This window comes from Serratia sp. (in: enterobacteria) (genome assembly GCF_051654945.1).
Lineage (GTDB): Bacteria > Pseudomonadota > Gammaproteobacteria > Enterobacterales > Enterobacteriaceae > Chania.
In genome coordinates this window covers 1-14,977 of sequence record NZ_JBOFZA010000093.1, presented here as the reverse complement: position 1 = coordinate 14,977, position 14,977 = coordinate 1, and the positions used below count along the sequence as shown (strand labels likewise).

The window sequence follows — 14,977 nt, the reverse complement described above, 5'->3', positions numbered from 1 at the left end:
AAAATTATTATGATTAGACGGAATGCAATGAAAACTATCAATCAAGTCTTGTCTTAATTGTAGCAGTGTTTTTTTAATAAATGCCAAATGATTTTAAAAAAACAATGTTCATCATTCTGTATGTGTGAGGTTTTCATTTGTTAACAAAAAGTGGAGGTAATGTTTAGATGAGTTTCCGACTATATGAAATGCATTGTCCTCAACCTGTGTAGTGATTTTTTTCCTTACAATTCATAAAGAAGTCTAGCTATATCTATTTAATTTTAAAACGATTTATAAAAGGTGATGAATTTTAGGTATCACAAGGGATAAAAAAGTAGCACGTGGAAATTCTCTTCGTCATTATAATCCCCGCATCAAACGATGATGCCTTGCTAGCCTTATACAGTCTCATCATCAAATATCCTGTTTTTGCGATTACTTTTTGCAGTGCAGTGCACTGGAGTAAAAAATATTTATTTCGAGAGAGTGTTATGTCTAGTAAGAAAACGATCCTGCCATTTATTATTCTTCCGCTATCGCTTAATACGCTTGCCATTGACAATATCAATGAAGGCGAGACTGTGACTGTGGCGGGTAATCAAGGTTCACCCGAGGAGGCGTTGAATTTTCTCATTAACGGCACATTAAATATTGGTGTCAGTGGTGGGGCCGGCGGTGAGGTAGAAAGTTACACTGGTGTCATTGGGTCGACCGCAGGCTCACACGGCCGTGTGGTGGTCACCGGTAATGACTCACTTTGGAATAACCAAGGTTTTCTTTACGTCGGGCATACCAGCAACGGTAGTTTGCTTATCCGTGAAGGAGGCACAGTCACTAACTACTCAACCGGTTATATCGGCTTTAATGCCCCCAGTCAGGGCACGGCTGAAGTCACCGGCGTTGGCTCCACCTGGAACACCATGAACAACCTGATTGTGGGCCGAGACGGTGCAGGTACCCTGATCGTTGCTGATGGTGGCACGGTCAATACGAATAATATGATCCTCGGACAAAATGCAGGATCCAGCGGTGTTTTTATGGTGGGTGGGGATGCTTCGACTGCTCCTGGTATGCTGGTAGGGCGGAGTATTTCAGTAGGTCAGGGAACTGGCAGCATTATTCTCAACCATAAAGCTTCAGATTTTGTGTTCGACAGCACGCTTAACGGGGGAGTTGATAACGCTACGGGCTCCGGCACCGGTTTGGTCGGTCATTTCCTTATCGACGCTTTAGACGGCAGAACGATTTTCAACAACGACCACGGCGATTTTACCGGCACGCTGCAGGCGAGGAACCACGGCATTCTGAGTGTTAACGGCAATATGTCTGGTGCTGACGTCATGCTGCTTGAAGGCGGCAAGCTTGAGGGAACAGGACGTGTGGGTAATACCACCAACGGTGGCACGATTGCACCGGGTAACTCCATCGGCACGCTGACGGTTGATGGTAATTACCATGGCAATGGCGGCACGCTGCTGATGGAAAGCGTGCTGGATGGTGATAATTCCCCCACCGACCGCTTAATGATCTCCGGTAGCGCGACAGGCGATACCCAAGTCAAAGTGGTTAACCTTAACGGGGAAGGGGCGTTGACTCAGAACGGTATCCCATTGATTTACGCCGCGCAATTTTCCGATGGCAACGCGTTTACGCTTAACGGTGATTACGTGACACAGGAAGGCGAGCAGGCGGTGATCGGCGGCGCTTACGCCTATGCATTGCGCACCATGACGTATGGCGAAGGGCGCTGGTGGTATCTGACTTCTGATCTGACCGATCCGCAAACGCCGCAAGCGCGACCACCGATCGTACCGACGCCGGAAATGCCTGAACCGGGTACGGTGACACCGGGTGTTCCGGTCATTCCGCAAACGCCGGAAGTGACGCCACCGATCGTACCAACGCCGGAAGTACCTGAGCCGGGTACGGTGACACCGGGCGTCCCGGTCATTCCGCAGAAGCCAGATATCAACGCACCGCAGCGTTATCATCCCGGAGCAGCGCTTTACGAGCAATATCCGCAGATCCTTGCTGAACTTAACCGCATGCCTACGTTACAGGAGCGAGTCGGCGATATGGATAGCAGAACAGGTGCCTGGGGGCGGATGGAAGGAAATTACAGCAAAAATCAGTCCGTGGTTTCGACAACCGGTGCACAACGCAAAATGAATCTCTGGACATTACAGACTGGCGTTGACGGCGCATTACTGGAAAACGATTACGGTCTGCTGACTGGCGGTATTAATTTCCGTTACGGTAAAGCGAATGCCAGCATCAATGCGTATTCTGGCAGCGGTGACATTGATACCACGGGTTACGGCCCGGGGCTGACGTTAACCTGGCTGGGTGACAACGGTTTGTATCTTGATAGTCAGGCACACGTCATGTTCTTCGACAGTAGTCTGCATTCCGCTACGCTCAGTGAGTCGCTGGCTTCTGGTAATAAAGGGAAGGGTTATGCAGGCTCGCTGGAAACCGGCTGGCGTCTGGATGTGGGTAACGGATATTCACTGACGCCGCAAGCACAGATCGTCTGGTCACGGGTTGACTTTGATGGTTTTGAAGATAAGTTCGGGACCGAAGTATCGCTCCGCGATGGTGACAGTTTGCTGGCACGCGCCGGTATCCGCGGTGATAAACGCAGCGAATGGCAGGCGCAGGAAGGCACGACAACACGCTCGAATCTGCATGTGAACGTGGATGTTTATCAGGAAATGGCGAAAGGTACGTCGGTAAACGTGGCCGATGTCCGGTTCAGTTCAAGGGACGCTCGTACGCAAATTGCTCTAAGCGCCGGCGGAACGTTGGATTGGGCGGATGGGCGTTATGCGGTTTACGGCAACGTCGGTATCCAGGCTAGTCCACATAATCCACAAGAGAATTACGGGGCTGGCGGCAATATTGGGCTACGTATCAGTTGGTAATCTTTGACCTTCACTGTGCTTGATAACCGCACCACCGAAGCCAGAGGCTGGTGGGAAACCTGACAGGTTCTCCCACCTTGTTGCACGATTCGGTTACTGGTTAATTTTCCATGGCGAGGAGCCAGGTTCTCTTGCTATCGGAGGCGGTGAAATGGAACCGGTCAGCGGAACAGATGCTCGGCGTGAAAACGCAGATGATCGTCGATAAAGGTGGCGATGGTGAAGTAGCTGTGGTCGTAACCCGGCTGAACGCGCAGGGTTAGCGGCCAGTCGCGTTGGCGTGCCAGTTCCGCCAGCTTGGCCGGTTGCAGCTGATCGGCCAGAAACTGGTCGCCATCTCCCTGGTCGATCAGCATCGGCAGTTTTTCTGCTCCGCTGGCCAGCAAATGGCAACTGTCGTATTGCAGCCACTGCGCTTCATCATCCCCAAGATAGGCCGCAAAGGCTTTACGCCCCCAAGGCACCTGGCACGGGTTGACGATTGGCGCAAAAGCCGAGGCCGAACGAAAGCGCTGCGGGTTACGCATTGCCATCATCAATGCACCATGCCCACCCATCGAATGGCCTGCAATGGATTGTCGATCGCTGACGCTGAAATGCTGCTTAATCAGCGCAGGCAACTCATCGCTGATGTAGTCATACATGCGAAAATGGCGATCCCAAGGTGCCTGAGTGGCATTGAGATAGAACCCCGCCCCCTGACCCAGATCGTAACCTTCGTCGTTCGGTACCTCATCGCCGCGCGGGCTGGTATCCGCCATCACCAGCACCAGCCCCAGTTCGGCAGCAACGCGCTGAGCACCGGCCTTCAACGTGAAGTTCTCATCATTGCAGGTCAGCCCCGACAGCCAGTACAGCACCGGTGGCGGGTTATCATCGCGCGGTGGCGGCAGATAGATACTGAACGTCATGTTGCAATTCAGGCTCTGCGCCGCGTGGCGGTAACGTTGTTGCCAACCACCGAACATGCGGTGCTCTTCGAGAAGTTCTAATGACATCGTCATCCTCTGCCTCCTGGCTTATTTATCGAAATGGATCACGGAACGGATCGATTTGCCTTCATGCATCAGGTCGAACGCTTCGTTGATCTGCTCCAGCCCCATGGTATGGGTGATAAAGTCGTTCAGCGCGAATTCACCGTCCAGATAACGCTGGACGATCCCCGGCAGTTGGCTGCGGCCTTTCACGCCACCAAAGGCGGAACCGCGCCAGACTCGGCCAGTGACCAGTTGGAACGGACGGGTTGCGATCTCTTCCCCGGCCCCGGCAACGCCGATAATGACCGACTCACCCCAACCCTTGTGGCAGCATTCCAGCGCCGAACGCATCACGTTGACGTTGCCGATACATTCAAAGGAGAAATCCACGCCGCCGTCGGTCAGCTCGACGATCACGTCCTGGATCGGTTTATCGTAATCTTTCGGGTTGATCAGATCGGTCGCGCCCAGCTTGCGAGCCAGCTCAAACTTGCTGGTATTGAGATCGATGCCGATGATGCGGCTGGCTCCGGCCATCTGTGCGCCGATAATTGCCGACAGCCCGATGCCACCCAGGCCGAAAATTGCCACGGTATCGCCAGCCTTGACCTTGGCAGTGTTGATCACCGCACCCATGCCGGTGGTGACGCCGCAACCCAGCAAGCAAACTTCTTCCAACGGCGCTTCTTTGCTGATTTTTGCCAGGGAGATCTCGGGTACCACGGTGCGTTCAGCGAAGGTGGAGGTGCCCATATAGTGGAAAATCGGCTTGCCGTCTTTAAAGAAGCGGGTGGTGCCGTCTGGCATCAGCCCTTTGCCCTGGGTGGAGCGAATGGCCTGACACAGGTTGGTTTTACCGGATTTACAGAATTTGCACTCGCCACATTCTGGCGTGTATAGCGGGATCACGTGGTCGCCGACGGCAACGCTGGTCACGCCTTCGCCAATCGCTTCGACGATACCGCCGCCTTCGTGGCCGAGGATCGCCGGGAAGACGCCTTCCGGATCTTTACCTGACAGGGTATAGGCATCGGTATGGCAAACGCCGGTGGCGACGATCCGCACCAGCACTTCGCCTTTCTGCGGTGGCATCAGATCGACTTCTTCAATCTTCAGCGGTTGGTTAGGGCCCCAGGCCACGGCAGCACGTGTCTTGATAAATTCCATCGTTATTTCCTCAGTCATATAGGCGTTAATTCTAATGGCGCAGGTTTTGGCTACTCTGTCAGGAGGATGGATTCATCATCCACCTCCATGTTGTCAGCCTGTTCTATAATCAGTTGTTTTAACGCGCGGACACTTGGCCCGAATGCATCACGCCGCCATAACAGCCAGGTGGCCGTCTCGGCAATGTCGGTGGGTAGCGTATGGACTTTGACCCGCTGGTAACCCGGTAGCAGGTTGAGTACCGAATACGGGATCATCGCCAGCCCTGCACCGCTGGCCACGCAGGCCAGCATGGAGTGATAAGACTGGATCTCCATGATGGGGCCTGGCAGTGAGCCGTCACGCTTGAACCAGGACTCCAGGCGCAGGCGATAAGAGCAACTGGCGCGGAAGGCAAACAGGGTTTCCCCTTTGACATCCAGGGCGCTGTGGATGGGCTGATGATCCAGACAGGTGATCACCACCATGCGTTCGGGGAAAGCGATACAGCCGTTCAGCTCATCATGCTGCAATGGGCCATCCACCAGGGCAGCGGCCAAGGTTCCGGCACGTACCCGTTCGATGATTTCCCCGGAGGTTCCGGTCGCCAGAGACAGTGAAACCTGCGGGAAGCGCTGATGATAAGCGGCCAGCAGTGTCGGTAGCCGGGTGGCGGCGGTGCTTTCCATCGAGCCAAGCGCAAAGTTGCCGGCCGGTTCCCCGGCATGGGTGATGCTCATGGCTTCTTCACTCAGCGCCAGGATGCGGTGGGCGTAGCAGAGAAAGTTATGGCCCATCGGCGAGAGGCGCAGGCGCTGCTTCTCGCGGATAAACAGATCGGTGCCCAGTTCCTGCTCGAGCTGGCGCAGGCGCGTGGTCAGGTTTGACGGTACGCGGTGCAGTTGCTCGGCGGCACGGGCGACGGAGCCGGTTTCGGCAACGCAGCAGAACATGCGCAGTTGGGTGAGATCCATGACCTTCTCTTTTCGTGATGAACTTGATGAGTATTATTCAGTTTTTGTGAGTGTAATACTGCGGCATGCTAGCTGCAACTTTCTTTTAACAGGTTGGATACAGCGATGGCGCTAAAAATTGCCTTAAGTGGTTTTATTGCTTTGATTGTGGCGATGGGGATTGGGCGGTTTGCCTTCACCCCACAGGTGCCGCTGATGATTGCTGAACACCAGTTCACCTTGACCGGTGCCGGGCTGGTGGCGGCGCTAAACTATCTGGGTTACCTGTGTGGTGCCTTTGATGCGATGCGTGCCAGCCGCCATGTGGAACGCCGTCTGTGGCTCGGCGTATGGGGTGCGGTAGCACTGACGCTGCTGTCTGCCTTGGTCACGGGTGAATGGTTGCACGGTGCGCTGCGCTTTGTAATCGGCTGGGCCAGCGGTTGGTCAATGGTGCTGGTAGCGGCCTGGACTAACGAGCGGTTGGCGCACTATGGCCGCCCAGCCTTGAGCGCCGCGGTATTTGCCGGGCCAGGAGCGGGGATTTTTATCAGCGGCATGCTGGCGGTGGCGATCAACAGTTGGGGCTTAAGTGCTTCACAAGCCTGGCTGGTGTATGGCGTACTGGCATTGGTGTTAATTGGCGCGATCAGCATCAATTTGCCACGGGCAGGGGAGTTGCATCGTCCTGATGTCAGGCCCGAGCCGCTGGTGCTCACCCCGGCATTGAAGCGCCTGGTGTGGAGCTACAGCCTGGCGGGGTTTGGCTATATCCTGCCCGCGACTTTCCTGTCGCAGATGGCGGCGGCCCGTTTCCCTGACAGCCTGTTCGGTCAGTTTGTCTGGCCTATTTTTGGCGGTGCAGCGGTGCTGGGGATTATTCTCGGTATTCTGACCCGGCATAAGCTCACCACACAGACGCGTTTGGCGCTTACTTTGTGGGTGCAGGCATTAGGCGTGCTGTGTGCTGAAGTGGTACCGGGCGTTAGCGGGTTGGCGTTAGGGGCTATGCTGACCGGTGGGGGATTCCTCAGCGTGGTACAACTGTCGATCCAGCATGGCCGCGAGTTGGCCCCTAATCACGCCCGCTATATGGCCGGGTTGCTGACGACGGGTTATGCCATCGGCCAACTGGTCGGCCCGATGCTGTCGGCGATTTCAACCGCACTGACGCATCGCCTGGAACCTGCATTATATGTCGCAGTGGCAGGGCTGCTGATCGCCGGTATGTTGGTTATCAATACTCCGGCACGGGCGATGGCGCGCAAGTTAACTTTATCCTGAGTGAAATACGTACAAAAAATGTGGAATAGCCGCAGCCAGCCTGCCACGGGCTGGATGCGGATTTTTCATACCAGGATGAAACACAATCACTGGATAAACGTCTCACTCTCATCTAGAGTGGGGGAAAATATTGATCGGGTTCACGTTATAAGCCGTGAGCCTGGCTGCTACAGCCTATGGATCTCAAGCCGCAGCTTGCAAGATTATGGGTCATAAGAATGAGAAACCGCCAATCTGCTAGCTGCCGGCATAGCATGCATTGGGGCCGCCTGCTGGAGAACAAACCGCCATGACATCGTTAAGTAATGAAGCTGCACTGGTGCACGCGGCGCTTGAAGCGCGCGGCCTGGAAACCCCGTTATGTGGGGAGGTGTTGGATCGTGAGACACGCAAGCGCCGTATCAAAGAGCACATGACGGAAATCATGCAGCTGCTGAACCTCGATCTGACCGACGACAGCCTGGCCGAAACGCCGCACCGGATTGCGAAAATGTATGTCGATGAGATCTTCTCCGGCCTGGATTACGCCAACTTCCCGAAGATCACCGTCATCGAAAACAAGATGAAAGTGGACGAAATGGTGACGGTGCGTGACATTACCCTGACCAGCACCTGCGAGCACCACTTTGTCACCATCGATGGTAAAGCCACCGTGGCGTATATTCCCAAAGACTCGGTGATTGGTCTGTCGAAAATCAACCGTATCGTGCAGTTCTTTGCCCGACGTCCACAGGTACAGGAGCGGCTGACTCAGCAGATCCTGGTTGCGCTACAAACCCTGTTGGGTACCAACAACGTAGCGGTATCGATCGATGCGGTGCATTATTGCGTCAAGGCGCGCGGTATCCGTGACGCTACCAGCGCGACCACCACCACGTCGCTGGGGGGGCTGTTCAAGTCCAGCCAGAATACTCGCCAGGAGTTCCTGCGCGCGGTGCGTCACCATCACGGCTGAGTGCCTGCCTTGATATAGGCCGTAACGCTCTGACTATCGCTATTCCCCTCTCCCCAGCCCTCTCCCCAAAAAGGAGAGGGAGCCAGCTCGGTGTTGCGGTTAGGCGTAGAAGCTAATTTGTGGCACGCACGGTCCCCTCTCCCTGTGGGAGAGGGTTAGGGTGAGGGGCTATTAACTGATTACCATATAGCGGTACAAAATGAACGCTAATCCAACTCTCCCGCTACCGCGCATTGCTACCCTAGACTGCGTACGCGGTATCGCCATCCTCGGCATTCTGTTGCTGAATATCAGCGCGTTTGGCTTGCCGAAAGCCGCTTATCTCAATCCTGCCTACCTGGGTATTCCCTCCCATCGTGATGTCTGGACCTGGGCGCTGCTGGATCTGTTTGCTCAGGTCAAGTTCCTGGCCATGTTCGCTCTGCTGTTTGGTGCTGGGCTGCAACTGCTGCTACGGCGGGGCAAAGTCTGGATCCGCGCCCGGCTATCCTGGTTGGTGCTGTTTGGTCTGGGGCACGCCATTTTTCTGTGGGATGGGGACATTCTATTGGCCTATGGGCTAATCGGCCTGGTGTGCTGGCGAATGATCCGTGACGCGCAGAATACCTTCACGCTGTTGAAAACCGGTGCGGTGCTGTACCTGATCGGCGTCGCGGTGTTGTTGCTGCTAGGGTTTATCTCTCACGGTGAGCCGAGCAGTTTCTGGCAGCCGGGCGTGGCCGAATTGCAGTATGAGAAGTTCTGGAAGCTGCAAGGCGGGCCGGAAGCCTGGCGCAGTCGCCTGGATCTGCTCTCATCCAGCCTGATCGCTATAGGTGCGCAGTATGGCTGGCAACTGGCCGGGCTGATGCTGTTCGGCGCAGGTATGATGCGTAGCGGTTGGCTGCGTAACGGCTATTCACCCGCTTACTACCGCCGACTGGCCGCCTGGCTGATACCGCTTTCATTGTTGATCCAGTTGCCCGGTGTGTTGCTGCAATGGCAACTGAATTGGGACTATCGCTGGAGTGGTTTCCTGCTGCAGGTGCCGCGAGAGTTGGGCTCACCGTTACAGGCCATTGGCTATCTGGCACTGGTCTATGGTTTCTGGCCAACGCTTTCGCGCCTGCGTATCAGCCATTGGCTCACCCAGGTCGGGCGGATGGCACTCAGCAATTACCTGCTGCAAACCCTGATCTGCACCACGCTGTTCTACCGTTTTGGCCTCTATCAACAGCTCGATCGCTTGCAGCTCTTGGCGGTCATTCCGCTGGTGTGGCTGGCTAACCTGCTATTTTCCGCGCTGTGGCTGCGTTACTTCACTCAAGGCCCGATGGAATGGCTGTGGCGTAAACTGACCTCACTGGCCGCAGGGGAAAACGTAAGCCAGTCAGCAAAATGAGATCTGGCGCAGGTAGGTTAAAAAAATGTATGTAAACGTTTTCTTTCCTGTGACGGATTTCACGCTGAGGAGGATGACAATCGGAGTAGGATAGCGCCACTGTCAACTCTGTCGACCTCAGGACGTTTCATGAATTCTGTTCATTCAACCACCATTCGCGACGTGGCGAAGCGCGCGGGGGTTTCCGTCGCTACCGTCTCGCGAGTGCTGAACAACAGTGCCCTGACCAGCAAAGAGACACGCGAACTGGTGCTGAAAGCGGTGGCCGAACTGGGCTACCGGCCAAACGCCAATGCCCAGGCGCTGGCCACGCAGAGTAGTGACACGCTTGGTGTGGTGGTGATGGATGTCTCCGATCCCTTCTTCGGTGCGTTAGTGAAAGCGGTAGACACGGTGGCGCAGCAAAACCACAAATACCTGCTGATCGGCAATAGCTACCATCAGGCGGATAAAGAACGCCACGCTATTGAAGTCCTGATCCGTCAACGCTGTAATGCACTGATTGTACATGCAAAAGCTCTGGATGATGCCGAACTGATTGCCTTTATGGATCAGGTGCCGGGCATGGTGTTAATTAACAGAATTGTAACAGGCTATGAGCACCGCTGCGTTGGCCTGAATAACGTGTTTGGCGCAGAGGTCGCCATGCGTCTGCTGCTTTCTCAGGGCCATCAGCGCATTGGCTATCTTGGCTCCGATCACCCCATCGAAGATGGCCCGCTGCGCCAGCAAGGCTACTGCCAGGCGATGGCGGCGGCAGGCTTTTCTCCCCCGGATAGCTGGCGGGCCTACGGTTCACCGGACCTGCAAGGCGGTGAAGCGGCGATGGTTGAACTGCTGGGCCGCAACCTGCATCTCAGCGCGGTATTTGCCTATAACGACGCCATGGCAGCGGGGGCAATGGCGGTGCTAAAAGAAAACGGTATCACAGTACCGCAGCACTTCTCGCTGGTGGGGTTTGATGATATCCCTATTGCCCGCTACACCAGCCCCAAACTGACCACCATCCGTTATCCAATCGTCTCCATGGCCACGCTGGCTACCGAGTTGGCGCTAAAAGGCGCTGCCGGGCAGTTGGAGTCTCAGGCCTCGCACCTGTTCATGCCGACCCTGGTACGCCGCCATTCTGTGGCACCGTGGCAAAGTGAGGCTTCGGTCACTCTCTGAACATTTATTTTTGTGTAACCGTTTTCAATTTGTGAGAAAATTCACAGATTATTAACATAGTGCCGTCTATGCTCTAGTCGTTTTCCAGCGCACAGGCTCTTGCCAGCCAAACTTTCAATCTGGCGCTGACACAGCATCACAGGAATAACAAGCAACACGGATGACAGGAATTCATTTGAAACTGCCAGGCCCAGCTGTGTGCATTGTGGCTAAAGGCTTAATACCGAGTACGACCTCTACAAACCGGAGACAGACAATGAATAAGAAGGTTTTCACCCTGGCCGCGCTGGCCGCAAGCATGATGTTTGGCGCTGCTGCGCATGCTGATACCCGCATTGGCGTCACGATTTACAAATATGACGACAACTTTATGTCGGTGGTGCGTAAGGCGATCGAGAAAGATGCCAAGGCTTCTCCGGATGTCACGCTGCTGATGAATGACTCACAGAATGACCAGTCCAAGCAGAACGACCAGATTGACGTACTGATTGCCAAAGGCGTGAAAGCGCTGGCGATCAACCTGGTGGATCCGGCCGCCGCTCCGGTGGTGATTGACAAGGCGCGTGCTAACGATATTCCGATCGTGTTCTACAACAAAGAACCTTCTCGTCAGGCACTGGATAGCTACGACAAAGCCTATTACGTCGGTACCGACTCGAAAGAGTCTGGCGTGATCCAGGGCGAACTGATTGCCAAGCACTGGAAAGCCAACCCAGCCTGGGATCTGAACAAAGACGGCCAGATCCAATATGTGTTGTTGAAAGGCGAACCGGGCCATCCAGATGCAGAAGCGCGTACCTCCTACGTGATCAAAACGCTGAACGAAAAAGGCGACAAGACTCAGCAATTGCAGATGGATACCGCGATGTGGGACACCGCTCAGGCTAAAGACAAGATGGATGCCTGGCTGTCTGGCCCGAACGCCAACAAAATCGAAGTGGTGATCGCCAACAACGACGCCATGGCCATGGGCGCGGTTGAAGCGCTGAAAGCCCACAACAAGAGCAGCATCCCGGTATTTGGCGTGGATGCCTTGCCAGAAGCGCTGGCGTTGGTGAAATCGGGAGCGATGGCCGGTACCGTGCTGAACGATGCTGACAATCAGGCCAAAGCCACCTTCGACCTGGCGAAAAACCTGGCTGCTGGCAAACCTGCTGCCGACGGCACCCAATGGAAGATCGTCGATAAAATCGTGCGTATCCCGTACGTGGGCGTAGATAAAGATAACCTGTCTCAGTTCGTTAAATAAGCCGAGATAGAGAGAAATGCCCCCATCGCTATTTCGGTGGGGGAACTTATTAGAAGAACCCGTTAATTCCTCAGCGCTGTTTAACAGCCTCGGGGTGGGCTGGTTCCAGAATTAGCCAGGACTATTTATGGCCGAAAACTCTCGTGAGTGGCTACTGGAAATGACGGATATCAGTAAGTCGTTTCCCGGCGTAAAGGCATTAGACAATGTGAATTTACGCGTACGTCCAAACTCCATTCATGCCTTAATGGGGGAGAACGGCGCCGGAAAATCCACCTTATTAAAATGTTTGTTTGGCATTTATAAAAAAGACTCCGGCAGTATTCTGTTTCAGGGGCAGGAGGTCGATTACAAAAGTTCCAAGGAAGCACTGGAGCAGGGTGTTTCAATGGTGCATCAGGAACTGAACCTGGTGCTGCAACGTACCGTGATGGACAACATGTGGCTGGGGCGCTACCCGACCAAAGGGCTGTTTGTCGATCAGGACAAGATGTACAAAGACACCAAGGAAATTTTCGACGAACTGGATATTGATATCGATCCCCGCGCCAAAGTCGGCACGCTGTCGGTATCGCAAATGCAGATGATCGAAATTGCCAAGGCGTTCTCCTACAACGCTAAAATTGTGATTATGGATGAACCCACGTCTTCTCTGACCGAGAAAGAGGTCAATCATCTGTTCACCATTATCCGCAAGCTGAAAGATCGTGGCTGCGGCATCGTGTATATCTCGCACAAGATGGAGGAGATCTTCCAGCTGTGCGATGAAATTACCATTTTGCGTGATGGCCAATGGATTGCCACCCAGCCGCTGGAAGGGCTGGATATGGATAAGATTATCTCGATGATGGTTGGGCGTTCGCTGAGCCAGCGTTTCCCCGATCGTCAGAATACGCCGGGTGAGGTGATTTTAGAGGTGCAAGGCCTGACCTCGTTACGCCAACCTTCCATCCGCGATATCTCTTTCGATCTGCATCAGGGGGAGATCCTGGGCATTGCCGGGCTGGTGGGTGCCAAGCGTACCGACATTGTGGAAACCCTGTTTGGCATCCGCGAGAAGGTGGCCGGCACCATCAAGCTGCACGGTAAAAAAATCAACAATAACAGTGCCAACGAAGCGATTAACCACGGTTTTGCCCTGGTGACGGAAGAGCGTCGCTCCACCGGTATTTATGCTTATCTGAATATTGGCTTTAACTCGCTGATTGCCAATATCCGTCAATATAAAAACAAGATGGGCCTGTTGGATAACAACCGGATGAAAAGCGACACCCAATGGGTGATCGATGCCATGCGGGTTAAAACGCCGGGGCATCATACCAACATCGGTTCACTTTCCGGCGGCAATCAGCAAAAGGTGATCATTGGCCGCTGGCTACTGACCCAGCCGGAAATCTTGATGATGGATGAACCCACGCGGGGGATCGACGTGGGGGCCAAGTTTGAAATTTACCAGTTAATGACCGAGTTGGCGAAGAAGGGCAAGGGGATCATTATAATCTCTTCCGAAATGCCGGAGCTTTTGGGAATTACCGATAGAATATTGGTGATGAGTAATGGTCAGGTTGCGGGCATCGTGAATACCAAACAGACCTCGCAAAATGAAATATTGCGGCTAGCCTCCTTGCATCTTTAAGGATCGTAATTATGAGCGTACTAAATAAAAAAACCTTGTTCACCTATTTTAAAGAGGGGGGCATTTACCTGGTCCTGTTGGTGTTACTGGCGATTATTATCATCCAGGATCCGACGTTTTTAAGCCTGATGAACCTGAGTAATATCCTGACCCAGTCCTCGGTGCGTATTATTATTGCGCTGGGCGTGGCCGGGCTGATCGTCACGCAGGGGACGGACCTTTCCGCCGGGCGTCAGGTGGGGTTGGCTGCGGTGATTGCCGCTACCCTGCTGCAATCGATGGATAACGTCAACAAAGTGTTCCCGCATATGGAGACCTGGTCGATCCCGCTGGTGATCTTGCTGGTTTGCGCCGTGGGCGCGGTGATTGGTTTGGTGAACGGGTTGATTATCGCTTATCTCAACGTGACGCCGTTTATTACCACGTTAGGCACCATGATCATCGTTTATGGGATTAACTCGCTGTATTACGATTACGTCGGAGCTTCACCGGTTGCCGGTTTCGATCCGAAGTTCTCCAGCTTTGCCCAGGGGTTCTTGCGATTCGGTGACTTCAAGCTGTCGTATATCACCTTCTACGCCATTATTGCGATCGCCTTTGTCTGGGTGCTGTGGAATAAAACCCGCTTTGGCAAAAATATCTTCGCCATCGGCGGCAACCCAGAGGCGGCGAAAGTCTCTGGCGTGAACGTGCCGTTGAACCTGATCATGATCTACGCGCTGTCCGGGGTGTTCTATGCCTTTGGCGGTTTGCTGGAAGCGGGCCGTATCGGTAGTGCCACCAACAACCTCGGCTTTATGTATGAGTTGGATGCCATCGCGGCCTGTGTGGTCGGCGGGGTGTCGTTTGCCGGTGGTGTGGGTACGGTGCTGGGCGTGGTGACCGGGGTGATCATCTTTACCGTCATCAACTATGGCCTGACCTACATCGGCGTTAACCCTTACTGGCAGTACATTATCAAGGGCAGCATCATCATCTTCGCGGTTGCGCTGGATTCCCTGAAATACGCCAAGAAAAAATAACTTCGCTATCTGCTTCACGCAACGGCCAGCATTTGCTGGCCGTTTGCTTTTGCAGGGTGACAGGGCAGATGTCATGCCAATGGTCGCTGTTCCCCCCAAAAAGGAGAGGGGGCAGAACGGAGCTGCATTTAGGAACAAGAGTTTATCAATGGCACATGCGGTTGATGTGGTCTAGTAATATCGAACACCGATTAAGGTTTTTTACACCGCATGCCTCTCTTTGGCATGCGGTGTCTGACCATCATTAAAGCTATGCGCTCTTCGATGGTTGTAGTAATGCGTTATGTAGCTCAGAACATCT

Annotated in this window: 11 protein-coding genes; 8 read left to right on the top strand and 3 right to left on the bottom strand. The window is 54.1% G+C overall.

Going from position 1 to position 14,977, the window contains the following annotated elements:
• Positions 1 to 473: 473 nt before the first annotated feature.
• Positions 474 to 2,906, top strand: a complete 2,433-nt coding sequence (locus ACRDCA_RS23565) for an autotransporter outer membrane beta-barrel domain-containing protein (RefSeq protein WP_438691709.1) — start codon at positions 474 to 476, stop codon at positions 2,904 to 2,906.
• A 161-nt stretch (positions 2,907 to 3,067) separates the two neighbouring features.
• Here the strand turns inward: ACRDCA_RS23565 and fghA are convergent, their stop codons facing one another.
• From fghA to ptrR, 3 genes are read right to left on the bottom strand one after another with little or no spacing between them, the layout of a single operon-like run.
• Positions 3,068 to 3,910: an S-formylglutathione hydrolase gene (fghA, locus tag ACRDCA_RS23560; protein WP_438691708.1), complete on the bottom strand. Its 843-nt coding sequence runs from the start codon at positions 3,908 to 3,910 to the stop codon at positions 3,068 to 3,070.
• Between the two features lie 15 nt (positions 3,911 to 3,925).
• On the bottom strand, positions 3,926 to 5,050 hold the full coding sequence (locus tag ACRDCA_RS23555; RefSeq protein WP_248947478.1) for an S-(hydroxymethyl)glutathione dehydrogenase/class III alcohol dehydrogenase: 1,125 nt from the start codon (positions 5,048 to 5,050) through the stop codon (positions 3,926 to 3,928).
• Positions 5,051 to 5,100: 50 nt separating this feature from the next.
• Positions 5,101 to 6,003: a putrescine utilization regulator PtrR gene (ptrR, locus tag ACRDCA_RS23550; RefSeq protein WP_438691707.1), complete on the bottom strand. Its 903-nt coding sequence runs from the start codon at positions 6,001 to 6,003 to the stop codon at positions 5,101 to 5,103.
• A 105-nt stretch (positions 6,004 to 6,108) separates the two neighbouring features.
• Here ptrR and ACRDCA_RS23545 point away from each other — a divergent pair, with 105 nt between their 5' ends.
• The 7 genes from ACRDCA_RS23545 (at position 6,109) to mglC (ending at position 14,676) form a co-directional block, all read left to right on the top strand.
• Complete coding sequence (locus ACRDCA_RS23545) at positions 6,109 to 7,266, top strand: YbfB/YjiJ family MFS transporter (RefSeq protein ID WP_438691706.1); 1,158 nt, start codon at positions 6,109 to 6,111, stop codon at positions 7,264 to 7,266.
• Positions 7,267 to 7,555: 289 nt separating this feature from the next.
• Positions 7,556 to 8,221 (top strand): GTP cyclohydrolase I FolE, encoded by a 666-nt coding sequence (gene folE / locus ACRDCA_RS23540; RefSeq protein ID WP_438691705.1) that lies wholly within the window; start codon positions 7,556 to 7,558, stop codon positions 8,219 to 8,221.
• A 199-nt stretch (positions 8,222 to 8,420) separates the two neighbouring features.
• Positions 8,421 to 9,602, top strand: a complete 1,182-nt coding sequence (gene yeiB, locus ACRDCA_RS23535) for a DUF418 domain-containing protein YeiB (protein WP_438691704.1) — start codon at positions 8,421 to 8,423, stop codon at positions 9,600 to 9,602.
• Positions 9,603 to 9,731: 129 nt separating this feature from the next.
• Positions 9,732 to 10,769 carry an HTH-type transcriptional regulator GalS gene (gene galS / locus ACRDCA_RS23530; RefSeq protein WP_438691703.1) on the top strand — a complete coding sequence of 346 codons (1,038 nt, stop codon included), beginning with the start codon at positions 9,732 to 9,734 and terminating at the stop codon, positions 10,767 to 10,769.
• 256 nt (positions 10,770 to 11,025) lie between these two features.
• On the top strand, positions 11,026 to 12,018 hold the full coding sequence (gene mglB / locus ACRDCA_RS23525) for a galactose/glucose ABC transporter substrate-binding protein MglB (RefSeq protein ID WP_438691702.1): 993 nt from the start codon (positions 11,026 to 11,028) through the stop codon (positions 12,016 to 12,018).
• A gap of 127 nt (positions 12,019 to 12,145) precedes the next feature.
• The gene (mglA, locus tag ACRDCA_RS23520) at positions 12,146 to 13,654 is read left to right on the top strand and encodes a galactose/methyl galactoside ABC transporter ATP-binding protein MglA (protein WP_438691701.1); all 1,509 of its coding nucleotides are present in this window, start codon (positions 12,146 to 12,148) and stop codon (positions 13,652 to 13,654) included.
• A gap of 11 nt (positions 13,655 to 13,665) precedes the next feature.
• A complete protein-coding gene (gene mglC, locus ACRDCA_RS23515) occupies positions 13,666 to 14,676 on the top strand; it encodes a galactose/methyl galactoside ABC transporter permease MglC (RefSeq protein WP_438691700.1) in 1,011 nt (336 codons plus the stop codon).
• Positions 14,677 to 14,977 lie beyond the last annotated feature (301 nt).